Source organism: Mycolicibacterium holsaticum DSM 44478 = JCM 12374 (assembly GCF_019645835.1).
In the GTDB taxonomy this organism is placed as follows: Bacteria; Actinomycetota; Actinomycetes; order Mycobacteriales; family Mycobacteriaceae; genus Mycobacterium; species Mycobacterium holsaticum.
The window spans coordinates 4,754,133-4,778,529 of sequence record NZ_CP080998.1 but is presented as its reverse complement, the minus strand read 5'-3'; the positions used below and the strand labels follow the sequence as shown (position 1 = coordinate 4,778,529).

Sequence of the window (24,397 nt, the reverse complement as noted above, 5' to 3'; positions counted from 1 at the left end):
TTCGCGCGAGCGCTCATCCATGTTCCCGCGTCACCGCCCTCGCCGGCTGCGATCCAGCCCGGCGATACGCCGCCTGGTCGCTGAAACATCGCTTGAGCCACGGCATCTCGTGCTGCCGATGTTCGTCGCCGATGGCATCGACGAGCCGCGGCCCATCTCCTCCATGCCCGGCGTCGTGCAGCACACCCGCGACTCATTGCGTCGCGCCGCCGCCGACGCGGTCGCCGCGGGGGTGGGCGGGCTGATGCTGTTCGGGGTGCCGCGCGACGACGACAAGGACGCCACCGGGTCGATCGGGGTGGCGCAGGACGGCGTCCTCAACGCCGCGCTGCGCGACCTGGCCAAGGATCTGGGTGACGACACGGTGCTGATGGCCGACACCTGCCTCGACGAGTTCACCGACCACGGACACTGCGGGGTGCTGGACGCGACCGGCCGCGTCGACAACGACGCGACCAACACCCGCTACGTGGAACTTGCTGTGGCACAAGCCGATGCCGGTGCGCACGTGGTCGGTCCGAGCGGCATGATGGACGGTCAGGTCGCCGCGATCCGCGACGGCCTGGACGCGGCAGGTCATACCGACACCGTGATCCTGGCCTACGCCGCGAAATTCGCATCGGGCTTCTACGGCCCGTTCCGCGAGGCCGTGGCCTCCAGCCTCAGCGGGGACCGCCGCACGTATCAGCAGGAGCCCGGCAACGCCCGCGAGGCGATGCACGAGGTGGCGCTGGACATCGACGAGGGCGCCGACATCGTCATGATCAAGCCGGCGATGGGCTACCTGGACATCGTGCGCGCGGCCGCTGAGGTGTCGCCGGTACCCGTTGCCGCATACCAGGTTTCGGGTGAGTACGCGATGATCAGCGCCGCGGCCGCCAACGGCTGGATCGACCTGCGCACCGTCGCGCTGGAGACGCTGACCGGCATCAGGCGGGCCGGTGCCGACATCGTGCTGACGTACTGGGCGGCCGAGGCCGCCGGCTGGTTGGCGTGATCTCGGATCCGGACGAGCCGCGGGCGCCCGGCGGCCGGCCGCCCGACGTCGAAACAGGGTTCTGGCTGTGGGTGATCGCGCTGCCGCTGACGGTGACCGGTTATCTCGTCGATGTGCTGGGTTCGGCTGAACACCACGTGCCGATGCCGGTAGCGGTGGTTTCGGTGATGTTCGTGGTCAATCTGTTCGCGGTGGTGCTGACTTTCCAGATCCTGATGCGCCACGGCTACCGGTGGGCCCGCACGCTGCTGACCGGCGGCGGCGTCGCGTCGGTGGTGTACATGGCGAGCAGCTTGTTCGCCGAGGAACGCCACACCGCGGCGGCCTTCACATATGCGGTGTGCGCCATCGTGGGATCGGTGCTGATCATCGGGGGGGCGGTGCTGTTGCACCGCAAGGACGCCCACCCGTTCTTCACCCGTTAGGCTGGCCCGACAATGACCGCCGCACAGCCCCGACCGACCCTTGTCAGCGCCGCGTTCTGGTGCTGGGTGGGTGCTGCGGTGATGCTGATGGTGGGCGGCTTGCTGACCGCATCGGTGAACCTGCCCACGGTGTTTCGCGCCGGCGGTGTCGTCACCGTCGTGGTGGGCGCCGCGATGGCGTTTCTGGCCGGGCGAAGCCGCAAGGGCGACACGCGGTTCCGCCGGGCCGCGGTGGCGCTGGCGTTGGTGACCGCGGTGTGGGTCGGTCTGACCGCCGCACTGGGCGTCGTGCACCTACTTACGTTGTTGGCGATCCTGCCGCTGATCGCCGGCGCCGTGTTGATGACGCGGCGAGGTGAACCCATGCAGGAGGACATCCAGTGACGCAGAGCAGCGCAACACCGCAGCAGGTGTTGTTCTACGAGCAGGGCGCCAGTTGGTGGTGGGTGCTCGCGGGTCCCGCCGCGGCGCTCGCCATGGGCCTGATCCAGGCGTCGGCCGGCTACGGCATCCAGCTGCTGGTGCCCGGCATCTTCCTGGTGTTGGTTTCGGGATTTCTCGGCATCCAGGTCAAGGCCGCGCGGATCCACACGTCCGTCGAGTTGACGCCGGATACGTTGCGGCAGGGCACCGAACGGATCAGCGTCGACGACATCGTGCGGGTGTATCCGGAGGCCACGGGTGCCGAAGAGCCGAAATGGCAGTCGGCGCGCGCGCTCGGGGAGCTGACCGGCGTCCCGCGCGGCCGCACCGGCATCGGGCTGAAGCTGGCCAACGACCGCGCCGCCCAGGCGTGGGCGCGCAAGCACCACCAGCTGCGCATGGCGCTGAGCCAGCTGGTCGAGGAACGCATCCCACCGGACCGCACGCCGTGAGAGCACCGGTTCGCGCCGCGGTCGAACTGGCGCTGGCGGTGGTCGCGGCCGTCGGCTGCGTGCTGAGCTGGCTGGCGGCCAGCACGACGGTCATGGTCGGGCCGGTGCTGGACGGTGAGCCCGCGACGTCGTCGGTGGTGTACAGCGCGCCGCTGCTGGGGCTGTCCCTGCTGCTGGCGACGGTGGCCGGGGTGCTGGCCGTGCTGGGTATCGCCCGGCTGCGACGGCGCTCGCCGGGACCGTGAGGCCGCTCACAACCGCTTGGTACAAAGTGCACAATTTGTAACACTGTTCCCCATGACCGAGTTGGTGGAGAAGTCCGAGCACCTCGACGATGCGCTGCCGCTGGGCCCGCAGTCGCTGGTCTGGCGCTATTTCGGCGACAACCGGATGTTCCTCATCGGACCGCGGCCCGCGGTGCTGCAGAACATGCTCGCTGAACTCGGCCAGGGCGTGCTCGACCACTCGGTGTTCTTCGACGACACCGCCGCCAGGGTCAAGCGCTCGCTGCCGCCGATCTTCAACACCGTGTACGGCTCCGACGACGACCACCCCGGCACCCAGGTCCGCGACTTCCACACCGACATCAAGGGCGAGATGCCTGACGGCGCGCGCTACCACGCGCTGGATCCCGACACCTACTTCTGGGCGCATGCGACGTTCGTCGAACAGGTGCTGTACTTCGCCGACACTTTCGTCAAGCGGCTCAGCCGCCAGGAGAAGGAACAGATCTACCTCGAGTCCAAGACGTGGTACCGCCGCTACGGTGTCAGCGACCGGCCGATGCCGGCCACCTACGACGAGTTCGAACGCTACTGGGACCGGATGATCGACGAGATCGTCGTCGCGCACCCCACCGCGAAATACGGCGTCGGCTATGTGACCAAGGGCTTTCCGCGCCCCAAGGGTGTCCATCCACTGGCGTGGCGGCTGATCGCCCCGATCTTCAACCCGTTGGCGGCCTTCCTCACCACCGGCGGCATGCCGCCGCGCACCCGCGGCATGCTCGGCCTGCCATGGACCGAACGCCAGGAGCGCAGATACCAGCGCTTCGCCGCGTTCTGGCGTTCGCGTCCGGTGAACTGGCTGTGGGACCGACTGCCGATGACCTTGCGCTACAACGGATATGCGTGCAAGGGCTATGCCAGAGGCTGACGCCACCACCCTGGCGATACTCGACGCCGCGGTCGTCGAGTTCGAGCAGCACGGCTTCCGGCGGGTCGCGCTCGAGGACGTCGCGCGCCGCGCCCGCGTCAGCCGCACGACGATCTACCGGCGCTTCGCCAACAAGGACGAGCTGATCGCCGCCGTCATCGAACACGGCAACGTGACGTTGTTCGCCGACATCGCGCACGAACTCAAACAGGCTGGGCCGCAGTCGAACTACTATGTCGAGGCATTCACCCTCTCGATCGTGAAGTTCCGCAGCCACCGGGTGCTGCACCGGATGGTCACCGACGAGCCGGCGCTGGTGCTGCAGCTGGCCACCCAGCACTGGGCGGCGGCGATCGACCGGATGGCCGAAGCGCTGCGGATCATCTTTCCGCCGGGGTTCGCCGAGCGGATCGGAGAGGACGCCGTCACGGAGCTGGCCGACACCATCCTGCGCTACGCCGCGATGGTGCTGCTGCTGCCCAGCGTCGCACCGCTGGACACCGCCGAGGACATCCGGGCCTTCGCCACCCGCCACTTTTTGCCCAGCCTGCCCGCGGCGCTACGCACGGTGCCGGCCTAACTCCAGTTGGCGTGGGCCACATCGCGATATGCGACCGGTGGGCGTCCCGGCCGGGGCTCACCGGTTTTGTATTCACCCCGTTGGGGCAGTCGTTAGGCCATGACCAACGAAGAACGGCAGAGCGCCGAACCCCGCACGGATGATCAGCATCAGGTCATCGACAAACCCGAAGAGCGGCCACCCACCGACAAACCCGAGGTGACAGAGGAACACCGGGAGAAGGCCAGGGAAATGGCGAAGGACTACAAGGAGGAGCGCCCGACCGTCACGATGCCCGGAACCGGTGGGGCGGTCGCGGGCACCGCCGTCAACGACTGGCTCGACGACGAGGGCAACCCGAAGTTCAGCGACAGCAAGGACGACTCACCCTCCACGTAGAGTGCCGGGCGTGACATCCCTTGAGCAGATCGCGCCTGCCTTCGTCGAGATGGCGCACTCCATCGTGTGGGCGTCGGTGGCCACCGTCGACGCCAACGGCCGTCCGCGCACCCGCATCCTGCATCCGATTTGGGAGTGGGACGGCACCGACCTGTTCGGCTGGATCGCGACCGTGCCCAGCCCGGTGAAGAGGGCGCACCTGGCCGCCCATCCCGAGGTCTCGGTGAGCTACTGGTCGCCCAGCCACGACACGTGTAGCGCCGAATGCCTCGTCGAGTGGTATCTGGACGACGAGACCCGCGCCGCGGTGTGGGACAAGTTCGCCACCGGCCCCGCGCCCGTCGGCTACGACCCGCGCATCATCCCGATGTGGAGCGAGGGGCCGGGCTCCGAACAGTTCGCCGCGCTGCGGCTGAGCCCCTACCGGATCCGGGTGATGGCCGGCACCGTGATGACAACAGGCCAGGGCGCCCCGCTGATCTGGGCGGCCTGAGCCGGCAAAGCGCGCACCCGGTGGCCGCGCGCGCCGACGCTGGGCGATGATCGTTGCCATGACGACGACGCTCGACGTCAGCAGCCTGCCGCTGGTTCCGAAGAACCCCCTGCCGTTCTGGCAGCTGGTGAAGTTGGTGCGCAGGCTCGACACCGGCCAGGAAGCGATCCGCGACGCCGGCGGGCGCATCACCCGGATCCAGTTCGGGCCGAGATGGTTGTTTCCGCCGATCGTCGCGGTGATGTCGCCGGACTCGATGCGCGACGTGCTGGGCCGCAGCGACGCCTCGTCGGATCGGTGCATCATCCACGAGGAAGTGCAGAACATGGCGGGCGACAGCCTGTTCGTGCTGCCCAACGAGCAGTGGCGGCCCCGTAAGCGGGCGCTGCAACCGGTGTTCACCAAGCACAATGTCCGCAACTTCGGCGGCCACATGTCGGGGGCGGCGCAGCAGTTCGTCGACCGCTGGCCCGACGGCGGCGAGGTCGACCTCGACCTGGAATGCCGCAAGGTCGCCATGCAGTCGTTGGGCCGGTCGGTGCTCGGGCTCGACCTCAACGAACGCGCCGAGACCATCGCGCGGTGCATGCACGTGGCGTCGTCCTACACCGCCGACCGCGCGTTGCGCCCGGTACGCGCGCCGCGCTGGCTGCCGACACCGGCACGCCGACGCGCCCGCGCCGCGGTGGCCGAGATGCGCAAGATCACCGACGACATGGTGCACGCGTGCCGCGCCGATCCCGACCGCGATGCGCCGCTGGTGCAGGCGTTGATCGCGGCCACCGACCCCGAGACCGGCAAGCCGCTGTCCGACCAGGACATCTCCAACGACCTGCTGATCTTCATGCTCGCCGGGCACGACACCACCGCGACCGCGCTCACGTACTCGCTGTGGATCCTGGGTCACCACCTCGACGTGCAGGCCCGGGTGGCCGAGGAGGTCGCCGCGATCGGCGACCGGGAGCTGACCCCTCAGGACGTGCCCCGGCTGGAGTACACCGTGCAGGTGCTGCACGAGTCGTTGCGGCTGTGCCCGCCCGCCGCGGGCGTCGCCCGCCTGGCAACGCGGGAGATCGCCGTCGACGGCTACCGGGTGCAGAAGGGCAGCCTGCTGGCCGTGGGCCTGTACGCGCTGCACCACGACCCGACGCTGTGGCCCGACCCGATGGTGTTCGACCCCGAGCGCTTCAGCCCGCAGAACGTCAAGACCCGCCCGCGCTGGCAGTTTCTGCCGTTCCTCGGCGGCGGGCGGCCATGCATCGGCGAACACTTCGCGCGGTTGGAGACCACGCTGGCGCTGGCCACGATCGTCCGGGCGCTCGAGATCCGCTCGACCGACGACGCGTTTCACTGCGAGGTGCCGTTCACCACGGTGGCCAAGGGGCCGATCCGCGCCCGGCTGCGCCGCCGTGAGCGAGGGGCTTGACCGCACCGAGTGCGACGGTCCGGTGAAAATGGGGTAGTTCACTACCCCAGCCGCTCGGCACCCCGCGAAATACGTTGCCCCCTGACCGTCAGACCAATGAAGGGAGCACAGTCGTGAAGCGTCGATTACTGGTCGCGGCGGGCGGCGTCGCGGTCGTCATCGCTGGTTTGTCCGGTTGCTCGTCAGGTGACAGGTCCGAGGATCCCGCCACGTCGGCCGCCGACCCGGGCACCGCCAGCGCCGCACCGGCTGGATCCAGCGGTGCTGCCACCAAGGTTTCGATCGACGGTCAGGATCAGAACGTCGAGGGCACCGTGGTGTGCAGCGCCATGGGCGGAAACATGAACATCGCCATCGGTGACGCGATGACCGGCATCGGCGCCGTGCTGAGCGAAGACGGTTCGACCGTGCAGTCGGTGGGTCTCGGCAACGTCAACGGGGTGACGCTGGGCTTCCAGAGCGGCACCGGTCAGGGTGAGGCGAAGGTCGAAAAGGACGGTGACGTCTATAGGATCTCCGGCACCGCCACAGGCGTCGACATGGCCAATCCCATGCAGCCCGTCAACAAACCCTTCCAGATCTCGGTGACCTGCCCGTAGCGAAACACCTTCAACGCGACCGGCGGTGTCCCATCCTGGGCGCCGCCGGTTGTCGATATCCGTTGTGCGCCAGGAATATAGCCAGATGGGGTAGTGGACTACCCCATCGACTGGGCTGCACCGGCCTTACGTTACCGATACAGGCGCGGATGGAGGACGACATGTCGAAACGCAATTCAACGTCGACCGCTGACATCAACACCAAGATCGCGGCCGGTATGGCGGCGGGCCTGCTCGTGGCGGGCGGTATAAGCGTTGCGGCCCAGGAACTCTCGTCGTCGACGCCCGCCGAGTCCACCGGCACGTCGCCCGCCTCGGGGCCCCCGCCGGTGGCGTTGACGTCGTCGCAGTCGGGGAATCCATTGGGGGTGGCCGGATTTCTTCCGTCCACCGACCAGACCTCGACGGTCAAAGCCGCGGGAAGCAGCGCCGCTGCGTTGAGCACCGCTGTCGAACACTTCGCGGCCAGCGCCCATTCGGCGACCTCGACAGGCCCCAGCTTCTACGCACCGCTGGTTTTCGTGACACCGCAGGGAGGTTCAGGCGGCAACAACGGACCGTCGGCGTTGTCGGTGCCCTACAGCCAATCGTTGCCTCCCACAGCGTTCGGTGGCGCGGTGTACCTGATCGGCCCGGGCGGTCTGCTGATCGGTAACGGCCTCGACGCCACGTGCGCCGGTTGTCCCGGCGGCGACGGCGGCCTGTTATGGGGTAACGGCGGAAAAGGCGGCGATGGCGTCTTGATCGGCCAGGCGGGCGGTCCCGGTGGCCGCGCCGGGTTGCTCTTCGGCAACGGCGGCGCCGGAGGCGACGGCGGACCCGGCGGGAACGGCGGTGACGGCGGCGACGGTGCGCTGCTGTTCGGCAACGGCGGTGCAGGCGGCGACGGCGGGGCCGGGCTGGCGGGGCTCGACGGTGACCTCGTGTGGGACGGGGTCAGCCGCGCCCCCGACGGTGCGGACGGCGATGACGATTTCGTGTTCGGCACCGCTTCACCCGGAGGTCCTGGCAGCGCCGGCGGCCCCGGTGTGGCCGGCGGGAACGGCGGCAACGGCGGGGACGATGTCGAGATTCCCGATCCCGCAGTGGCGCCCGGCGGCGGCGACGGCGGCGCCGGAGGTTACGGTGCGCCGGGCGGAAACGGCGGTGCCGGCGGTGATGCGACCAGCCTGGGCAGTGACGCGACCGGCGGCGACGGTGGCGACGGCGGTGACGGCGGAACGGGTGCTGACGGTGGCGACGGCGGAAACGGCGGCTATGCGATCACTCAGGGCAATGGCGTGACCCTGGTCTCCGGCAGCGGCGGTGACGGCGGCGACGGCGGTGACGGTGCCCCCGGCGGTGCCGGTCAGAACGGCGGCGCAGGCGGCAATGGTGGCAAGGGCGGATTCTTCGGAACCGGCGGCACCGGCGGTAACGGCGGTACGGGCGGCGACGGCGGCGACGGCGGCGACGGTGGGAACGGCGGGAACGGCGGCCACGGCGGCGGCGTGATATTCCCCGCGGACCCGACCACCGATGTCACTCTCGGAAGTGGCGGGACCCCAGGTTCCGGCGGTACAGGCGGTCCGGCGGGTGCGCCAGGTGTCGGTGGGCTGGGCGGCGCCGGAGGCGCCGGTGGTCAGGGCTCAGGCACGGACGGCGCTGACGGCGGTGCCGGCGCCGGCGGCAGCGACGGGGCAAACGGAAGCGCCGGCAACCCCGGCTGACGCCGATCGGTTACGCGTCACGACCCGTGCAGCAGTGAGATGAGCTGATCGCGGCTGTTGGCGCCGACGCGTTGCGAGGCGCGGAACAGATGGCCCTCGATCGAACGGATCGACATGGTCAGTCGTTCGGCGATCTCCTTGTTCGACAAACCTTGTGCAGCAAGCGAAATGATCTCACGCTGACGGGTCGTGAACGGCTGCGGCATGCTCAGGGCGCGCAGCGCAGGGGTCTGGGCCCCCTGGCATTCGTCGGCGAGCCGTCCGGCGATGGCAGACGCGGTCAGTGCCGCTCCGCGCAACCGGGCGTGCTGATATGCGACGACGGCGTGGGCGGCGGCGTCAGCAGCGGCCAGCCGATCGCCGAAAGTCTCGTAGCGATGCGACGCGTCGAGCAGTGCGTCCCCGTCGCCTGCGGCGAGCGCGGCGGCGTGCGCCGCGGCGGTGGGCGCCCGAGGCCCCTGCACCTGACCGGCCAGCTCGGCCGACCTGGCAGCGGTGGTGTGGTCGCCGAACTGTGTCGCCGTCTGCAGCAGGACCACTTCCCAGGCCGGCCGGTCGAGCGCGCGTTCTCGCTGCGCGGCATCGCGCATGATCGAAATCGACTGCGACACAGCGCCTTCAGATGCGCACACCCAAGCCTGCGCCAGCGACCGGTACGGGTCGAACATGCAGGCATCGGGGTCACGGGCCCACCACTCGATGGCTTCGAGCTCGCAACGTGCCTCGGTTGCCGATCCGGCCATCGCGGTCACCGTCGTCAGCCACAACCGGCCGAAGGTCTTCACCATGCGTCCGCTATCGCCGGGGCCGAGATAGGCAAGTGCGTCCCGCAGCGACCGTCGCGCGTCCTGCAGCGCACCCCGGGTCATCGCCGACAGGCCGACCATCACGCGGTGCCACGATTCCTCGAACGGGACGTCGAGCGTGTCGCGCCTGATCCGGGCGATGACTTCGTCCGATTGCTCCAGCATGCCGCCGAGCCGGTAGCCGTGCGTCTCCTGAAGTGCCAACCGACGCAGCAGGTGCCCGGACTCCGGCGACTTGTCGGCGATCGCATAGCCCCGCTTCGCCGCGGGTTCGATCTCGTCGATCCGCCCGAGATCGCCGAGGCCGGCGACGAACACCCAGGCCAGAAAGATCTTCGCGACGTCGTTGTCCAACGAGCTCGCCTCGGCGGCGAACGCCATGTCCACCGCTGTCCTGGAGTGCCCGCGCACCATCTGGATCAACGCCCGCAGTGCGGTGGCGACCGCCTGCGCGGAGCGATCATCGGCGGGCAGCAACTCGAGTTCGCGTTCGGCGCGGGTCACCTCACCGAGAATCAGCGTGAAGTTCATGGCGCGCAGGATCGCGATCTGGGTCCGTTCCAGGCCCGACGCCTGTTCGGCCTGCTCGGCCAGGACCTCCTCGGCTCGTACGCCGCGCTCCTGCCAGGTGATCGCCATCGCATGCGCGATCTTGGCCCAGGGGCCGCCGCCGACGGCCACCGCTCGCTCGGCGAGCGTCTCCGCGAGCCGGTGATCCAGCAACTGCATCGCCGCCGCGGCGGCGGACAACAGCAGTTCCGGGTCCGGGGTGAGATCGGATTCGAGGGTCAGCACCGCACGCCGGATCAGGTCGCGGGGGTCTGACGAGCCCCGTCGGGCGAGCTCGGCGGCGATCCGCCCGCTCAGCCGGCGCAACCGTAGCGAGCCGGTGTGGCGGACCTCGCCCAGCAGGGGATGCGCGAGCCGCACCGACGCCGGCCGAGCACTGGTGTCGACGCTGATCAGGCCGAGCGATTCGGCCTCCGCGACGGCATCGGGATCGGCCACCGCCTCCAACACCTCGGTTTCCAGTGGCTCTGCCAACGCGAGCGCATCGAGAACGACGTGAACGGAGGCCGGGACTTTCGTCATCCGCGCCTCGATCAGTTCGATCAGCGTCGGCGACAGCTTTGGGTGGCCGTCCCACAGCCACACACCGGAGCACTGTGAGATCCGGCCGGCGTTCACCTCGTTGTCCAGTAGGTGACGCAGATAGAGCGCATTGCCCTGGGTGTACTGCCACAGTCGCTGTGCGCTGAACGAGTCCACCGGCCCGGCCAGCACGTGCTGCACCAGGTCAGCGATTTCCGGCTGCGAAAGCGGCTGCAGTTCAAGGCGTTCCAGATGCTGGTCTTTCCAGATCGCGGTGATCGCGTCCGGCGGCGACTCACCCGTGCGGATCGTCAGGATGACGGTGGCCAGTCGTCGCGTGACGAGCTGGTTCACGGTGAACGCCGACAGGTCGTCGAGCAGGTGTGCGTCGTCGACACCGACGACGACTTCGCCGTATCGCGCACCACCGATCAGCCCGTCGATCACTTCACGGACCCGCCGCAACGGATCCGGTCCGAAGTCGCTGGCGATGTCGATGAAGGCACCCAGCGGGACACTGCGCGACGACGCGGTGCCTGCGATCCAGTGCCGGCGGGCGCCGCGCGGCCCACATTCTGCGACGGCTTCCCGCGCCAGCCGCGTCTTGCCGACGCCGGGGGAGCCCGATAGCACGATCCCGCGGGCGCGATTCGCTGCCCGCACGGCCTCGGCGATAACCGCCAGTTCCTCTGACCGCCCTACCAGCGGCCAGCCCTGGATCACCGGAAAATTTTAGCCGCTACCGGCGCGTTTAGCGCGGTGTCTGCTTCGATACGGCGGCGAGCTTTGCCTCGGCCACCCGCATGAACGTCGGTAGCGCATCGACCTCCACGCCCACCCGCTCGGCGATCACCTCATCGTCGACGCCGGCATCGCGCAACCGCAGCGCGGTCGCGTACGGCAGGGGCAGCTGCGTCAGCGACTCAGCCCGACGCGGATCGGCCGACATGAACCAAGATTGACCGCGCAGGCCAGGCGATGCTGGGGTAAAGCCCTACCCCAGTTCGACGGCCCGGGCGGTCAGGCCCGGCGCAGCAGCACCGCCTGCTCGAACGGCAGCCGCGCGAAGATCGGCCGCCACCGGCCCGTGACCGCTGTGGCCGCCTGCGCCTTGGGCAGCACCTGCGGATCGCGCACCTCGAACGTCCTGCCGTACCGCTTCATCCGGGCTTGGCCCGCGACGGTGATGTTCTTCAGCCAGTCCCGGTCCGGCCCGTAGGTGAGCAGGATCGCGACCCCGTCGCCGGTGGGAAACACGGTCAGCGGCGTGCGATAGGGCCTGCCGGACCGGCGCCCGACGTGCTCGAGGATGCCGTACGTCGGCGCCCAGCCCGCCCACAGCTTCTGGATCGGGTTGGTGACGTACCGGTTGAACCGGGCCAGCCGTTGCGGGAGCTGCACGTGAACCATCACACTCCGAAGACATGGCATATCTCAAGCCTGGCTGGCTCACCACCAAGATCTTCAACCCACTCGCGAAAGTCACCGGGATGGGCGAGACACTGACGGTCACCGCGCGGCGCACCAAGAAGCCCCAGCGGATCCCGATCATCTCCGTCGACGTCGACGGCTCCAAGTACCTGGTCTCCACCCGCGGCGAAGCCGAGTGGGTGAAAAACGTGCGGGCCGATCCCAACGTGAAGATCGGCTCGACGGACTATGTCGCGCGTGAGATTCCCGAACAGGACCGCCCGCCGATCTTGACCGCATACCGCAAGAAGGCCGGTCGGGTGGTCGAGGGCTATTTCGAGCAGCTGCCTCACGAGGCCGACCATCCGGTGTTCGTGGTGACACCGGAGGGCTGAGAACTACACCCTGTAGTTGACGGTTTGCATGGTGCTGGGACACTGGTGGCCATGCGTGCTGACCAGATCTCCACCGAGGTTTCGGCACGGCTGTTCGCCGACGCCGCCGGGGTCATCCCCGGCGGGGTGAACTCGCCGGTGCGGGCCTTCGCCTCGGTCGGCGGCACCCCGCGCTTCATCACCTCGGCCAACGGCTACTGGCTGACCGACGCCGACGGCAACCGCTACGTCGACCTGGTCTGCTCGTGGGGCCCGATGATCCTCGGTCACGCCCACCCCGCCGTCGTCGAGGCGGTGCAGCGCGTCGCGGCCGACGGGCTGTCCTTCGGCGCCCCGACTCCCTCGGAGACCGAACTGGCCGCCGAGATCGTGGCCCGCGTCGCCCCCGTCGAACGGCTGCGCATGGTCAACTCGGGCACCGAGGCCACCATGAGCGCGATCCGGCTGGCCCGCGGTTACACCGGCAGGCCCAAGATCATCAAGTTCGCCGGCTGCTACCACGGGCACAGCGACGCGCTGCTGGCCGACGCCGGCTCCGGCGTGGCGACGCTGGGGCTGCCGTCCTCACCGGGGGTGACCGGCGCCGCGGCCGCCGACACGATCGTGCTGCCCTACAACGACGTGTCCGCGGTCGAAGACGCGTTCGCCCGGTTCGGCGACGACATCGCGTGCGTCATCACCGAAGCCAGCCCCGGCAATATGGGGACCGTGGCGCCGCTGCCCGGGTACAACGCCGCGTTGCGCCGTATCACCGCCCAAGCCGGCGCGCTGCTGATCGTCGACGAGGTGATGACGGGGTTCCGGGTGAGCCGATCCGGTTGGTACGGCGTCGATCCCGTCGACGCCGACCTGTTCACGTTCGGCAAGGTGATGAGCGGCGGGTTGCCCGCCGCGGCGTTCGGCGGCCGCGCCGAGGTGATGGAGCGGCTGGCCCCACTGGGTCCGGTGTATCAGGCGGGCACTCTGTCGGGCAATCCGGTCGCGATGGCCGCCGGGCTGGCGACGCTGCGCGCCGCCGACGACGCCGCGTACGCCGCGCTGGACGCCAACGCCGATCGGCTGGCCGGCCTTTTCGGGCAGGCGTTCACCGAAGCCAATGTGGCACATCAGGTTGCGCGCGCCGGCAACATGCTGTCGGTGTTCTTCACCGATCGGCCGGTCACCGACTTCGCGTCGGCGCGGGCCACCGAGACCTGGCGCTTCCCGGCGTTCTTCCACGGCCTGCTCGGCGCGGGCATCTACCCACCGCCCAGCGCCTTCGAGACATGGTTCGTCTCAACGGTATTGGACGACGAGGCGTTCGAACGCATCGCGGCGGCCCTGCCCGGCGCCGCGCGGGCCGCAGCGGAAGCGAGCCGCCCCGAATGAGCGACAGGACCACCGTGCACGTGATGCGGCACGGCGAGGTGTACAACCCTGAGGGCATCCTGTACGGCCGCCTCGAGGGCTACCACCTCTCCGAGTGCGGCTACGCGCAGGCCGAGAAGGCGGCCGAGTACCTGGCCGACCGCGACATCGCGCTGGTGATGGCTTCCCCGCTGCTGCGTGCACAGCAGACCGCGACCCCGATCGCCAAGCGGATGAACCTGCCGATCGAAACCGACGACGACCTCATCGAGGCGCTGAACATCTTTGAAGGCAAGCGCATCTCGCCCGGTGACGGTGCGCTGCGCGATCCGCGTAGCTGGCGGCACCTGTGGAATCCGCTGCGCCCGTCGTGGGGCGAGCCGTACCGCGACATCGCCGAACGGATGCGACGCGCCGTGGACAAGGCCCGCGCCGGCGCGCAGGGCCGTGAGGCGGTGTGCGTGAGCCACCAACTGCCGGTGGAGATCGTGCGCCGGTCGTTGACGGGCAAGCGGTTCGCCCACGATCCACGCAAGCGTCAGTGCGGGCTGGCGTCGCTGAACTCGTTCGTCTACGAGGGGGACACGCTCGTCGACTGGTACTACAGCGAGCCGGCTGAGCAGTGAAGTGGTGGGTGGTCATCGTGAGCGCGGCCGTGGCCGTGCTCACCGGATGCTCCACCGGTGACGACGCCGTCGCGCAGGGCGGCACCTTCGAGTTCGTCGCGCCGGGCGGCCAGACCGACATCTTCTACGACCCGCCCGAGGACCGCGGCCGCCCCGGCGCGTTGAGCGGCCCCGACCTGATGGACCCGGCCAAGACCATCTCGCTCGACGACTTCGCAGGCGAGGTCGTGGTGGTCAACGTGTGGGGGCAGTGGTGTGCGCCGTGCCGCACCGAGATCGGCCAGTTGCAACAGGTTTACGACAACACCCGCGGCCTCGGCGTCCAATTCCTCGGCATCGACGTGCGCGACCACAACCGCGATGCCGCAAGGGATTTCATCCTCGACCGCAACATCACGTTTCCGTCCATCTACGACCCGCCGATGCGCACGATGATCGCCTTCGGCGGCAAGTACCCGACCACCGTCATTCCGTCCACCGTCGTGCTGGACCGTCAGCACCGGGTGGCCGCGGTGTTCCTGCGCGAACTGCTCGCCGAGGACCTGCAACCGGTGGTGCAACGGTTGGCCGCTGAGCCGGAGCCCACGACGTGACCGGGTTCGCCGAGATCGCCGCTGCCGGACCGGTGCTGCTGGCCCTGGGGGTCTGCGTGCTGGCCGGTCTGGTGTCGTTCGCCTCGCCGTGTGTGGTGCCGCTGGTACCCGGGTACCTGTCATATCTGGCGGCGGTGGTCGGCGTCGCCCCCGAGGACACCCCCGACCTTTCTCGCCGTAACGTCCCTTCGGGCGCGGAAGTGCGGGAGGAATCCGCCAGAGCGTCGATCTCGACGAGCGCGGAGACCGGCAGGGCCGCGGTTCGCGCCGTGCGGTTGCGGGTCGCCGGTGCGGCCGGGCTGTTCGTCGCGGGGTTCACCGCGGTGTTCGTGCTGGGCACCGTTGCCGTGCTCGGCATGACGACCACGTTGATCACCAATCAGCTTCTGCTGCAACGCATCGGCGGCGTCGTCACGATCGTGATGGGGCTGGTGTTCGTCGGCTTCATCCCCGCGCTGCAGCGCGACGCACGGTTCACCCCGCGCCAGCTGTCGACCGTCGCAGGCGCACCGCTGCTCGGCGCGATCTTCGCGCTGGGCTGGACACCGTGCCTTGGCCCCACCCTGACCGGGGTGATCACCGTGGCGTCGGCGACCGACGGCGCCAACGTCGCGCGCGGCGTGGCGCTGGTGCTGGCCTACTGCCTCGGGCTGGGAATCCCGTTCGTGCTGCTGGCCTTCGGCTCCGCGAGCGCCGTACAGGGCCTGGCCTGGCTGCGCCGCCACACCCGCACCATCCAGATCGTCGGCGGTCTGCTGCTCATCCTCGTCGGCACGGCGCTGGTGACCGGGGTGTGGAACGACTTCGTGTCCTGGGTGCGCGACGCCTTCGTCTCCGACGTCACCCTGCCGATATGAGCACCACCGAGGCGCGTGGGCCCACGCGCAAGCAGGGAACAGACGTGAAATCCCCCAAAAGTGGGGGAAATCGGGGGATTTCGCGTCTGCTCGCGGTGATCCGCAACACGTGGCGCACCCTGACGTCGATGGGCACCGCGCTGGTGCTGCTGTTCCTGCTCGCGCTCGGCGCGATCCCCGGGGCGCTGCTGCCGCAACGCAGCCTCAACGAATCCAAGGTGCAGCAGTACATCGCCGAGCATCCGACGATAGGCCCGTGGCTGGACCGGCTGCAGGCCTTCGACGTGTTCTCCAGCTTCTGGTTCACCTCGATCTACGTGCTGCTGTTCATCTCGCTGGTGGGCTGTGTGACCCCGCGGCTGATCGAGCACTTCCGCAGCATGCGCGCCACCCCGGTGGCCGCGCCACGCAACCTGAGCCGGCTCCCCAAGCACCACAGCGCCACCGTCGCCGCCGAACCGCAGATGCTGGCCGCGGCGATGACCGAACGGCTGCGCGGCTGGCGCAAGACCACCCGCCACGACGGCGCCAGCACCGAGATCTCCGCCGAGAAAGGCTATCTGCGCGAGTTCGGCAACATCGTGTTCCACTTCTCGCTGCTCGGCCTGCTCGTCGCGGTGGCCGCAGGCAAGATGTTCGGCTACGAGGGCAACGTCATCGTCATCGCCGACGGCGGCCCCGGCTTCTGCTCGGCCTCCCCGGCGGCGTTCGACTCGTTCCGGGCGGGCAACACCGTCGACGGCACCTCACTGCATCCGATCTGCCTGCGGGTCAACAGCTTCGACGCCGACTATCTGCCGACCGGCCAGGCCACCTCGTTCGCCTCCGACATCGAGTATCAAGCCGGCGAGGACCTGACCACCGGCACCTGGCGGCCCTACCGGCTCAAGGTCAACGAGCCGCTGCGGGTCGGCGGCGACCGGATCTATCTGCAGGGCCACGGCTACGCACCGACCTTCACCGTGATCTTCGCCGACGGCCAGATCCGCACGCAGACGCTGCAGTTCCGCCCCGACGACCCGATCACCCTGCTGTCGTCGGGCGCGATGCGGTTCGACCCGCCCGCAGGCACCTACCCCGACGCCGGCGAGCGCCGCGAGAACCAGATCGCGATCCAGGGCCTGTTCGCGCCCACCGAAGCGTTGCACGGCACCCTGCTGTCGTCGAGCTTCCCGGCGCTCAACGACCCCGCGGTCGCCATCGACATCTACAAGGGCGACACCGGCCTGGACACCGGCCGCCCGCAGTCACTGTTCAACCTCGACGCCCGGCTGATCGAACAGGACCGGCTGACCAAGATGGCGCGCGTCAACCTCGGCGCAGGGGAGTCCACCCAGCTCGACGACGGCACCGTGGTGCGCTTCGACGGCGCGGTGCCGTTCATCAACGTGCAGGTGTCCCACGACCCGGCCCAGATCTGGGTGCTGGTGTTCGCGATGACGATGATGGCCGGGCTGCTGGTGTCGCTGGTGGTGCGGCGACGACGGATCTGGGTGCGGATCACCCCGGCGGGCCCGGGTACCGTAAGCGTCGAGCTGGGCGGGCTGGCCCGTACCGACAACTCGGGGTGGGGCGACGAGTTCGAGCGGTTGACCAAACGCCTGGTGCCTGACGTGCTTGATGGGCCGGATGACACCGTCCAGCGGTCACGAGAAGAGGTCACATGAACACCAATATCGACATCGGCCTGGCCCGCTATTCGGACTGGGCGTTCACCTCGTCGGTGCTGGTGTTGGTGGGCGCGCTGCTGCTGCTGGCCGTCGAGCTGGCCTACAGCCGCACCCGCAAGGTGGAAAGCCGTGAGCTCGTCGCGGCGGCGTCCTCGGCGCCGCCGGCCGCGGTCGGCGGCGACAGCGCCGCACCCGGCGTCGTCGTCGACCGGCCCAAGCGTTCGGTCGACGAACGGATCGGCGGCGCCGGGCTGGCGCTGGCCTACCTCGGCATCGGGCTGCTGCTGGGCTGCATCGTGCTGCGCGGCCTGGCCACCTCGCGGGTGCCGTGGGGCAACATGTACGAGTTCATCAACCTCACCTGCCTGTCCGGGCTGATCGCCGCCGCGGTGGTGCTGCGCCGTCCGCAGTACCGCGCGCTGTGGGTGTTCGTGCTCGTTCCGGTGCTGATCCTGCTGACGGTGTCGGGCCGCTGGCTCTACACCAACGCCGCCCCGGTCATGCCTGCGCTGCAGTCGTACTGGCTGCCGATTCACGTCTCGGTGGTCAGCCTCGGCTCCGGGGTTTTCCTGGTCGCCGGCGTGGCCAGCATCCTGTTCCTGGTCAAGATGTCGCGCTTCGGCGCTCCCCAGGACGACACCGCCGACGGTCTGGTGGCCCGCATCGTGGCGCGCCTGCCCGACGCCCAAACCCTGGACCGGATCGCTTACCGCACAACGATCTTCGCGTTCCCGGTGTTCGGCTTCGGGGTGATCTTCGGGGCGATCTGGGCCGAGGAGGCGTGGGGCCGCTACTGGGGCTGGGACCCCAAGGAGACGGTGTCGTTCATCGCCTGGGTCATCTACGCGGCCTACCTGCACGCCCGCTCGACGGCGGGGTGGCGGGACCGTAAGGCCGCGTGGATCAACGTCGCCGGCTTCATCGCGATGGTGTTCAACCTGTTCTTCATCAACCTCGTGACGGTGGGACTGCATTCGTACGCGGGTGTGGGTTAGGCGTGTCCGAACGTCCGGCACACCGCGCGGCCGAAAGCACCTTCGTTCCAACCGGATTCCGTGCACAGGACCGGTTCATCGATCCGGCCGCCGCGCCGCCGCCGGAGTGGACGGCCCCGACGCCGCCCAAAGGGCTGCCGCTGCCACCGGCCCCGCCACCCGAGCAGCAACAACACCAGGACCCACCGCCGTATCTGGATCTGTCCACCGTCGCGCTGCTGGGCCAGCGTAAACGCGCCCCCTCCGAAGGCTGGCGCAAGTGGCTGTACCTGGCGTCGTTCAAGCTGATCAACGTGGGCGAAGGCGCCAAGGCCACCCGCCGCCAGATGCTCGTCGCGCAGGTGCAACGACCGCTGCGGGGCTGCTACCGGATCGCGGTGCTGTCGCTCAAGGGCGGGGTCGGCAAGACGACGATCACCGCGACGCTGGGTGCGACGCTGGCCTCCATCCGCGGTGACCGCGTCGTCGCCGTCGACGCCAACCCGGATCGCGGCACGCTGAGCCAGAAGGTGCCGCTGGAAACCCCGGCCACGGTGCGCCATCTGCTGCGCGACGCCGAGGGCATCGTGGCCTACAGCGACGTGCGCGCCTACACCTCACAGGGCCCGAGCCGGCTGGAGGTGCTGGCCTCCGAAAGCGACCCGGCGGTGTCGGAGGCGTTCAGCTCCGCCGACTACACCCGCACGCTGGATGTGCTGGAGCGGTTCTACAGCCTGGTGCTCACCGACTGCGGCACCGGCTTGATGCACTCGGCGATGGCCGCGGTGCTGGCGAAGGCCGATGCGTTGGTGGTGATCAGCTCGGGCTCGGTGGACGGCGCGCGCAGCGCATCGGCGACGCTGGACTGGCTGGACGCGCACGGCCACCAGGACATGGTGCGCAACTCGATCGCCGTCATCAACGCGGTGCGGCCGCGATCGGGCAAGGTCGACATGCGCAAGGTCGTCGACCACTTCAACCGGCGGTGCCGCGCGGTGCTCGAGGTGCCGTTCGATCCGCATCTGGAGGAGGGGGCGGAGATCAGCCTGGAGCGGCTGAAGCCCCAAACCCGCGAAGCGCTGCTCGAACTGGCGGCCGTGGTCGCCGATGGGTTTCCCGGCGCAAAACGCAGCGCCGGATAGCGGGGTCAGGGCCTGGGGTTGTCCTCGGTGCCGAGACGGCGCAGGAAGTCGGGGTCGTCGTCGGGTCCGATCACACGGGTCCGCGGACGACCGGCGGACACCCGCGTCAGCCGCCAGCCCACGTATGTCAGCCCGGCCAAAACGGAAAGCAACAGCAAGTACGCCACGGCGAAAAAAACCTCCTTGTAGCGATGATACTCGTCATCGGTAGGCTCGGGCCGTGTCTGACGGACGTCCAGCAGCTCGGCTGGCAATCGACGTGGCGGTCTACGCCGGGGCGCGGCTGCTGTTGGTCGCGGCGGTGACCGCGGCGATCTTCGGCGCCGCCCAGTTGCTCGGGCTGCACGAATTTCCGCTTGTGGTCGCGCTGTTGTTCGCCGTCGTCATCGCGTTGCCGCTGGGCATCTGGCTGTTCGCCCCGCTGCGGCGCCGCGCCACCGCAAGCATCGCGGTGTTCGACGAACGCCGGCGCAAGGACCGCGAACAGCTGCAGGCCAGGCTGCGCGGCGAAGACCCCCCGACCTCCTGACCGGCCCGGTTACTCGCCGTGGTGTCCGGGTAGTCGTCTATGCATGAGGTCTGCCAAGGATTTATACGAACGATGGATATATGAGGTCTGGGCTGGTCAGCCCGTCGCAGCCGAGGTGGTGACCGACGATTTCGTCGGACACTGGCCGGACCGCGTCGTGCGCGGACCCGCGGGGCTCGAAGACGTGGTCGACGAGACCCACAAGATGTTCGCCGAGCTCAAGTTCGTCATCGAGGTCGAGCCGTTCCTCGAGGGTGACCTGCTGGCCGCCCGCTGGATCGGCACCGGCGCGGCCAAGGACGGCCCGAAGCGGTTCACCGGAAACGACATTCTGCGGGTGGTCGACGGCCGGTTCGCCGAATACTGGACCGGCACGTCGGTGGCCTGACGTCACGTGGCCGCATCCTGCAGCACCTGGCGTAACCGGTCGATGGGATCGCCCATCTCGGGATGCAGCAGCAGCGGTGGCCGATCGGCGTCGGTCTGCGGTGCGCCGGGCACCGCCACGGGCGCGGGCGGCGGAGGCGGCGGCGTGGACGCCCGCGGTGCCGGCGGCGGTGGTGCCGTCAACCCGGCCGCCTTGGCAGCCAGCCGGGATACGGTGTCGGCGCGCACGGCGCGCCGCTCGAGATCGGGATCGGAATTGCCCTCGAAACAGCCGTCAGGCGCCTGCGCGACGACCGTCGACGCGCTGCCGTAGCGTTCCCGCGCCGCATCCGATCGGCCCTCCCACGCCTCGATGTCGCCCTGGCGTTCGCGGACCAGCGCCAGGTTGACCCGCACCGGGCACGACCCCGCGGCGTCGGTGCGCGAAAGCGCTTCGGAGAACCGGGCGTCGGCGTCTTCGAGCCGGTTCTCCAGCACCGCCAACGCGCCCGCCGCGAACGGCGCCCTGGCCGGTTCGATCACGTTGAGGACGCTCAGCGTGGAGACGTCGTTGCGCAGCGCGCTCAGATTCCGTTCCTCGAAGTGGGATTCGGCGGCGTTGCCTGCGAGCACCACCGACAGCATCTTCACGACGGCGAGCACCGCGACGACGACCACCGGCGCGGAGAACACCAGCAGCCGCCGCCGCAGCCGAATCCGCGAAGGCAGCGTCATGAGCTCACCTCCCGGCGCGTCGTTCGGGTGCGGCGGAATTCGCGGATGCTCAGGTAGCTTTCGAAGAGCAGCAGCACCGCGGCGACGATGGTGAACATCCAGTACAGTTCGGTTCTCTGGTCGGCGACCCGGTCAGGTTGTGCCGCAGCGCCGCCCGGAGCGGCCCGGGTGACGGGTACGTCGTCGTCGGGACCGAGGTAGGGCACGTCGAGCGCCTCGGCGATGCGGCGCAACGCCGGTTCGTCCAGCGTGGTGCCGCGGCCGAACACCGCTCCGCCGGCCACCGATCCGGGGACCGGGTTGAATTCGTTTTGCGGGGCGCTTGATCCGGGAGCGCCGGAGCCGAAGTAGTACACCAGGTTCTGCGAGCCGGGATACTGTTGGCCGGCCAGGATCAGTTGGTAGCGAAGCACGTTGGCCGCGGCGGCGGCGTTCACCAAATCGGCGGGCTCGTCGGATGGTGTGAGCGCGGCGATTTCGGGTTTCAGGCTCCACGCGTCCTGCGACAGCGGCCAGTCCAGCGACGGCCGCGAAGCGAAGCCGAGCACCGCGAACCGCGCCTGCGGGTGCTGCTCGATCAGGGCCGCGATGTCCTCGCGGACCGCGTCGAGGGCATCGGTGGACCGGTCGACGAGAAAAAAGACGTTGGTGGTGTCACCGGATCGCGCCGTGGTCGCCTGTTGCGGCCCGCTGTGCCCGATTCCGGGGCGGGCGGCCGCGATCAGCATCAGCAGCAGCGCGAGCGTCAACCCCGACCAGCGCCAGACCGTGGCCCAGCGCTGGCGTGGCCCGGTCGCCAGTTGCCGCATGGTGACCAGTCGCAGGACGACGACCGCCGCGGCGATCACCAGCAGGATCACCGCGGGAACCACCGGCATGAACGTCATCGCCGCACCACCACCAACACCAACGCCAGCAGCGCCGACGCCACCACCGCGACGGTCAACGGAAGGCTCGGCGTGTCCCCGTACCACGCGGTGACGGTGTCCGCCTTTGCGGCGGAATCGGGCGGGTTGGCCGCGATCCCGTCGAGGGCCCGAGTCAAGCCCGCGTCGCCGGTGTCGAGCGAAACAGCCTGACCGCCCGTCGATTCGGCGATGTCGCGAACAGCGCCCGGTGACGTGGCGAGCAGGTTGACTTGGATACCCGCCTTTTCGGCCATGTCGGCCACCTGCTGAGCGTCCAGCAGCGACGGCCGTTGTTCGTCGGGTGCGCGAAGCTCACCGGGCCCCAGGTAGATCAGCGAGCGCCGATGCGTGCTCGGTGCGTCGAACGGCGGAAGTCCGGTGATACACAACGCCAGGAGGTCGGCGACGCTTGGCGCGTAGTCGAGGTAGGACACCGCGGGCGAAAACGACGCGATGGCACTGCGTTTGGCGGCCCGCTGGGCGGGGGACACCTCTGGGTCAGCGGGGGCGCGCCCGGCCTCGGCGATGTCGCTGAGCGTCTCGGCGGCGTAGGCGTAGTCCCGGGTGAGCGGTATCACCCTGCGGTTCGGTGAGGTCAACCCGATGCGCTGGGTGCCGTAGGTTCTGGCCTGCGCGGCGAAGTGCGACAGGAACGCCGCGGTGGTCTGGTCGGTGACGGGTTGGCCGACGCAGAGCATGATGTCGTGCGGGGCGTCTTCGGCGCGCGACGACGACCACCATCCGCTGGGCCTGGCGCTGGCCAGTACCGCGGCGGCGAACAGGATCAGCAGTAAGACGATCGTCACGATCGTCGACATCAGCCTGGTCCGCGCGACGCGGGCGTATTCGGGGAGACGCGTCAACCGCGCCGTGTTCGCGAGCGGGCGCAACTGGCGGGTCTCGCGGTCCAACGGCGGCAGCACCGCCAGCGCGACGGCTGCGGCAAGGCAGATGACGCCGACCACCGCCACCGGCCACCAAGTCAGGGCCACGTGCGCACCAATTCCTCGACAGCCGAACCGGTCTGGTCGATATCCACCGGTGATGCGGCGTTGAACTGCGCGTCGCCCAGCGCCTCGAACAACGGCGCAGCCGGCGCGAGGTCGCTGGCGGCGATGGTCTCGACGTGCATGTACTGCGCCGGGGTGCCGGTCCTCTGATGCAGAAAGCTGCGCAACGTGTGGCTCATCCGGGCGGCCGCCTGCGGTGCCGACAGCTCACCGCGTCGGTGTTGACCGGCGACCGCGCTGATCGTGCGCGCGAACCGGCGCCGCAGCAGGGCGGCGTGCCACGACCGGATGACGGGCAGGCGGCGCAGCCGATATGACGGCAGTGTCCACACGAAAACCACGGTGTACCAGCCGATCACGATCAACATCAGCGTGATCGCCAGCCACAGCCACCACGCCGAGTACGGGGTGGGGCCGATGACGAAGCGCAGCAGGTCATCCGGCACGGGCGAACACCTCGGTCAACTCGACGAGCCGGGGCCGGATCTCACTGCCGGCGCCGATGGTGGCGTAGGGGATCGCACGGGAGGTCAGAAACTCGTTGAGTTGATGTGCGCGGGCCTGTTCGGCGCGTCGGTAGGCGGCCAGCACCCGCGGCCCCAGCATGGCGCTGCTCAGTACGAAACGGCCGGAGCCGACGTCGTAGCCGCCGCGGTCGTCGTCGACCGCGGACATGTCGGAGACCATCGCCCACATCACGTTGTGGCGGGCCCGCAACCGGTCGACGGCGTCGGCGAGGCGGCCGTCGGCGTCGGGTTCGTCGGAGACCACGATCACCAACATCGAATGGCGGTAATGGGTCGCGACGTAATCGAGTTGGCACACGATGTCGCTGACGGCGGGCTGCGCGAGGGTGTGCGCGTAGAACCGGTGCAGCATGTTTTCGATGTGGGTTTCGCCGCGTCGCTGCCGGATGTTGACACAGCCGCGGGTGTCGCCGTAGACCATGCCGATCTGGTCGGCCCGGCCGAGGGTGATCAGACCGAACGCGCCCAGGATGTACGCCGCCACATCGCGTTTCGTCTCGCCGCTGGGGGTCAGCGCCGACATGTTGCGGCCGGCGTCGGCGACCAGCAGGATCTTGTGGTGCTTCTCGGAGACGAACCGTTTGATCAGCACCTGCCCCGAGCGCGCGGAAGCCTTCCAGTCGATGTCGCGGACGTCGTCTCCGGGCACGTAGGGGCGCAGCTCGTCGAATTCCAGGCTGCGGGTGTGCAGCAGCGCGTAGCGTCCGCCCTCCAGCATTCCGCGGGTATCGGTGCCGAAATGCGCCTTGGCACGGTTGAGATGCTGGCCCACC

Annotated in this window: 31 protein-coding genes; 22 read left to right on the top strand and 9 right to left on the bottom strand. The window is 69.2% G+C overall.

The window, feature by feature from the left end:
• Nucleotides 1–19 precede the first annotated feature (19 nt).
• The 12 genes from hemB to K3U96_RS27070 all read left to right on the top strand — a co-directional run bounded on the left by hemB (nt 20) and on the right by K3U96_RS27070 (nt 8,637).
• Nucleotides 20–997: a porphobilinogen synthase gene (hemB, locus tag K3U96_RS23050; protein ID WP_069404825.1), complete on the top strand. Its 978-nt coding sequence runs from the start codon at nt 20–22 to the stop codon at nt 995–997.
• Complete coding sequence (locus K3U96_RS23045) at nt 994–1,422, top strand: hypothetical protein (RefSeq protein ID WP_372515045.1); 429 nt, start codon at nt 994–996, stop codon at nt 1,420–1,422. Before hemB ends, K3U96_RS23045 begins: the two co-directional genes overlap by 4 nt.
• Nucleotides 1,423–1,434: 12 nt before the next feature.
• The gene (locus tag K3U96_RS23040; RefSeq protein ID WP_069404826.1) at nt 1,435–1,806 is read left to right on the top strand and encodes a hypothetical protein; all 372 of its coding nucleotides are present in this window, start codon (nt 1,435–1,437) and stop codon (nt 1,804–1,806) included.
• Entirely contained in the window at nt 1,803–2,297 is a 495-nt protein-coding gene (gene mce1N / locus K3U96_RS23035; protein WP_069404827.1) for a transport-regulating membrane protein Mce1N, read from the top strand. The genes K3U96_RS23040 and mce1N overlap by 4 nt, the downstream gene beginning before the upstream one ends.
• Entirely contained in the window at nt 2,294–2,542 is a 249-nt protein-coding gene (locus K3U96_RS23030; RefSeq protein ID WP_069404828.1) for a hypothetical protein, read from the top strand. Before mce1N ends, K3U96_RS23030 begins: the two co-directional genes overlap by 4 nt.
• Before the next feature lie 52 nt (nt 2,543–2,594).
• Nucleotides 2,595–3,452 carry an oxygenase MpaB family protein gene (locus K3U96_RS23025; RefSeq protein ID WP_069404829.1) on the top strand — a complete coding sequence of 286 codons (858 nt, stop codon included), beginning with the start codon at nt 2,595–2,597 and terminating at the stop codon, nt 3,450–3,452.
• On the top strand, nt 3,439–4,032 hold the full coding sequence (locus tag K3U96_RS23020; RefSeq protein WP_069404830.1) for a TetR/AcrR family transcriptional regulator: 594 nt from the start codon (nt 3,439–3,441) through the stop codon (nt 4,030–4,032). Before K3U96_RS23025 ends, K3U96_RS23020 begins: the two co-directional genes overlap by 14 nt.
• 99 nt (nt 4,033–4,131) lie before the next feature.
• Nucleotides 4,132–4,410, top strand: coding sequence for a hypothetical protein (locus K3U96_RS23015; protein ID WP_069404831.1), 279 nt, complete (start codon nt 4,132–4,134; stop codon nt 4,408–4,410).
• 10 nt (nt 4,411–4,420) lie between these two features.
• Nucleotides 4,421–4,903 carry a pyridoxamine 5'-phosphate oxidase family protein gene (locus K3U96_RS23010; RefSeq protein ID WP_069404853.1) on the top strand — a complete coding sequence of 161 codons (483 nt, stop codon included), beginning with the start codon at nt 4,421–4,423 and terminating at the stop codon, nt 4,901–4,903.
• 58 nt (nt 4,904–4,961) lie between these two features.
• A complete protein-coding gene (locus K3U96_RS23005; protein WP_220691206.1) occupies nt 4,962–6,329 on the top strand; it encodes a cytochrome P450 in 1,368 nt (455 codons plus the stop codon).
• Between the two features lie 113 nt (nt 6,330–6,442).
• On the top strand, nt 6,443–6,928 hold the full coding sequence (locus K3U96_RS23000) for a lipoprotein LpqH (protein ID WP_220691205.1): 486 nt from the start codon (nt 6,443–6,445) through the stop codon (nt 6,926–6,928).
• Nucleotides 6,929–7,089: 161 nt separating this feature from the next.
• Entirely contained in the window at nt 7,090–8,637 is a 1,548-nt protein-coding gene (locus K3U96_RS27070; RefSeq protein ID WP_220693713.1) for a PGRS repeat-containing protein, read from the top strand.
• 17 nt (nt 8,638–8,654) lie between these two features.
• On the opposite strand, the gene K3U96_RS22990 is transcribed toward K3U96_RS27070, so the two are convergent.
• The 3 genes from K3U96_RS22990 to K3U96_RS22980 all read right to left on the bottom strand — a co-directional run bounded on the left by K3U96_RS22990 (nt 8,655) and on the right by K3U96_RS22980 (nt 11,936).
• Nucleotides 8,655–11,258, bottom strand: a complete 2,604-nt coding sequence (locus tag K3U96_RS22990) for a LuxR C-terminal-related transcriptional regulator (RefSeq protein WP_220691204.1) — start codon at nt 11,256–11,258, stop codon at nt 8,655–8,657.
• 28 nt (nt 11,259–11,286) lie between these two features.
• Complete coding sequence (locus K3U96_RS22985; protein ID WP_069407921.1) at nt 11,287–11,484, bottom strand: hypothetical protein; 198 nt, start codon at nt 11,482–11,484, stop codon at nt 11,287–11,289.
• 71 nt (nt 11,485–11,555) lie between these two features.
• Nucleotides 11,556–11,936, bottom strand: coding sequence for a nitroreductase family deazaflavin-dependent oxidoreductase (locus tag K3U96_RS22980; RefSeq protein WP_069407926.1), 381 nt, complete (start codon nt 11,934–11,936; stop codon nt 11,556–11,558).
• 23 nt (nt 11,937–11,959) lie between these two features.
• On the opposite strand from K3U96_RS22980, the gene K3U96_RS22975 reads away from it, so the two are divergent.
• From K3U96_RS22975 to K3U96_RS22940, 8 genes are read left to right on the top strand one after another with little or no spacing between them, the layout of a single operon-like run.
• On the top strand, nt 11,960–12,340 hold the full coding sequence (locus K3U96_RS22975) for a nitroreductase/quinone reductase family protein (protein ID WP_069407922.1): 381 nt from the start codon (nt 11,960–11,962) through the stop codon (nt 12,338–12,340).
• A gap of 51 nt (nt 12,341–12,391) precedes the next feature.
• The gene (gene hemL, locus K3U96_RS22970; protein ID WP_069407927.1) at nt 12,392–13,708 is read left to right on the top strand and encodes a glutamate-1-semialdehyde 2,1-aminomutase; all 1,317 of its coding nucleotides are present in this window, start codon (nt 12,392–12,394) and stop codon (nt 13,706–13,708) included.
• The gene (locus K3U96_RS22965) at nt 13,705–14,313 is read left to right on the top strand and encodes a histidine phosphatase family protein (protein WP_069407923.1); all 609 of its coding nucleotides are present in this window, start codon (nt 13,705–13,707) and stop codon (nt 14,311–14,313) included. The genes hemL and K3U96_RS22965 overlap by 4 nt, the downstream gene beginning before the upstream one ends.
• Before the next feature lie 17 nt (nt 14,314–14,330).
• Complete coding sequence (locus K3U96_RS22960; protein ID WP_372515046.1) at nt 14,331–14,906, top strand: TlpA disulfide reductase family protein; 576 nt, start codon at nt 14,331–14,333, stop codon at nt 14,904–14,906.
• Nucleotides 14,903–15,763, top strand: a complete 861-nt coding sequence (locus K3U96_RS22955) for a cytochrome c biogenesis CcdA family protein (RefSeq protein ID WP_069407925.1) — start codon at nt 14,903–14,905, stop codon at nt 15,761–15,763. Before K3U96_RS22960 ends, K3U96_RS22955 begins: the two co-directional genes overlap by 4 nt.
• Nucleotides 15,760–17,430, top strand: coding sequence for a cytochrome c biogenesis protein ResB (gene resB / locus K3U96_RS22950; RefSeq protein ID WP_220691203.1), 1,671 nt, complete (start codon nt 15,760–15,762; stop codon nt 17,428–17,430). The genes K3U96_RS22955 and resB overlap by 4 nt, the downstream gene beginning before the upstream one ends.
• The gene (gene ccsB / locus K3U96_RS22945) at nt 17,427–18,428 is read left to right on the top strand and encodes a c-type cytochrome biogenesis protein CcsB (RefSeq protein WP_069405406.1); all 1,002 of its coding nucleotides are present in this window, start codon (nt 17,427–17,429) and stop codon (nt 18,426–18,428) included. Before resB ends, ccsB begins: the two co-directional genes overlap by 4 nt.
• 2 nt (nt 18,429–18,430) lie before the next feature.
• Nucleotides 18,431–19,549, top strand: a complete 1,119-nt coding sequence (locus tag K3U96_RS22940; RefSeq protein WP_069405407.1) for a MinD/ParA family ATP-binding protein — start codon at nt 18,431–18,433, stop codon at nt 19,547–19,549.
• Nucleotides 19,550–19,554: 5 nt separating this feature from the next.
• On the opposite strand, the gene K3U96_RS22935 is transcribed toward K3U96_RS22940, so the two are convergent.
• Nucleotides 19,555–19,716 (bottom strand): hypothetical protein, encoded by a 162-nt coding sequence (locus K3U96_RS22935; RefSeq protein ID WP_110917321.1) that lies wholly within the window; start codon nt 19,714–19,716, stop codon nt 19,555–19,557.
• Nucleotides 19,717–19,769: 53 nt separating this feature from the next.
• Between K3U96_RS22935 and K3U96_RS22930 the strand changes: the two genes are divergently transcribed.
• On the top strand, nt 19,770–20,078 hold the full coding sequence (locus K3U96_RS22930) for a DUF4229 domain-containing protein (RefSeq protein WP_069405408.1): 309 nt from the start codon (nt 19,770–19,772) through the stop codon (nt 20,076–20,078).
• 43 nt (nt 20,079–20,121) lie between these two features.
• Nucleotides 20,122–20,466, top strand: coding sequence for an ester cyclase (locus K3U96_RS22925; RefSeq protein ID WP_069405409.1), 345 nt, complete (start codon nt 20,122–20,124; stop codon nt 20,464–20,466).
• A gap of 2 nt (nt 20,467–20,468) precedes the next feature.
• Here the strand turns inward: K3U96_RS22925 and K3U96_RS22920 are convergent, their stop codons facing one another.
• From K3U96_RS22920 to K3U96_RS22900, 5 genes are read right to left on the bottom strand one after another with little or no spacing between them, the layout of a single operon-like run.
• Nucleotides 20,469–21,179 carry a hypothetical protein gene (locus K3U96_RS22920; protein WP_069405410.1) on the bottom strand — a complete coding sequence of 237 codons (711 nt, stop codon included), beginning with the start codon at nt 21,177–21,179 and terminating at the stop codon, nt 20,469–20,471.
• Complete coding sequence (locus K3U96_RS22915; protein ID WP_069405411.1) at nt 21,176–22,066, bottom strand: vWA domain-containing protein; 891 nt, start codon at nt 22,064–22,066, stop codon at nt 21,176–21,178. Before K3U96_RS22915 ends, K3U96_RS22920 begins: the two co-directional genes overlap by 4 nt.
• Complete coding sequence (locus K3U96_RS22910; RefSeq protein WP_069405412.1) at nt 22,063–23,079, bottom strand: hypothetical protein; 1,017 nt, start codon at nt 23,077–23,079, stop codon at nt 22,063–22,065. Before K3U96_RS22910 ends, K3U96_RS22915 begins: the two co-directional genes overlap by 4 nt.
• The gene (locus tag K3U96_RS22905) at nt 23,070–23,543 is read right to left on the bottom strand and encodes a hypothetical protein (RefSeq protein WP_069405413.1); all 474 of its coding nucleotides are present in this window, start codon (nt 23,541–23,543) and stop codon (nt 23,070–23,072) included. Before K3U96_RS22905 ends, K3U96_RS22910 begins: the two co-directional genes overlap by 10 nt.
• A complete protein-coding gene (locus K3U96_RS22900; RefSeq protein WP_069405414.1) occupies nt 23,533–24,396 on the bottom strand; it encodes a DUF58 domain-containing protein in 864 nt (287 codons plus the stop codon). The genes K3U96_RS22905 and K3U96_RS22900 overlap by 11 nt, the downstream gene beginning before the upstream one ends.
• Between the last annotated feature and the right edge of the window lies 1 nt (nt 24,397).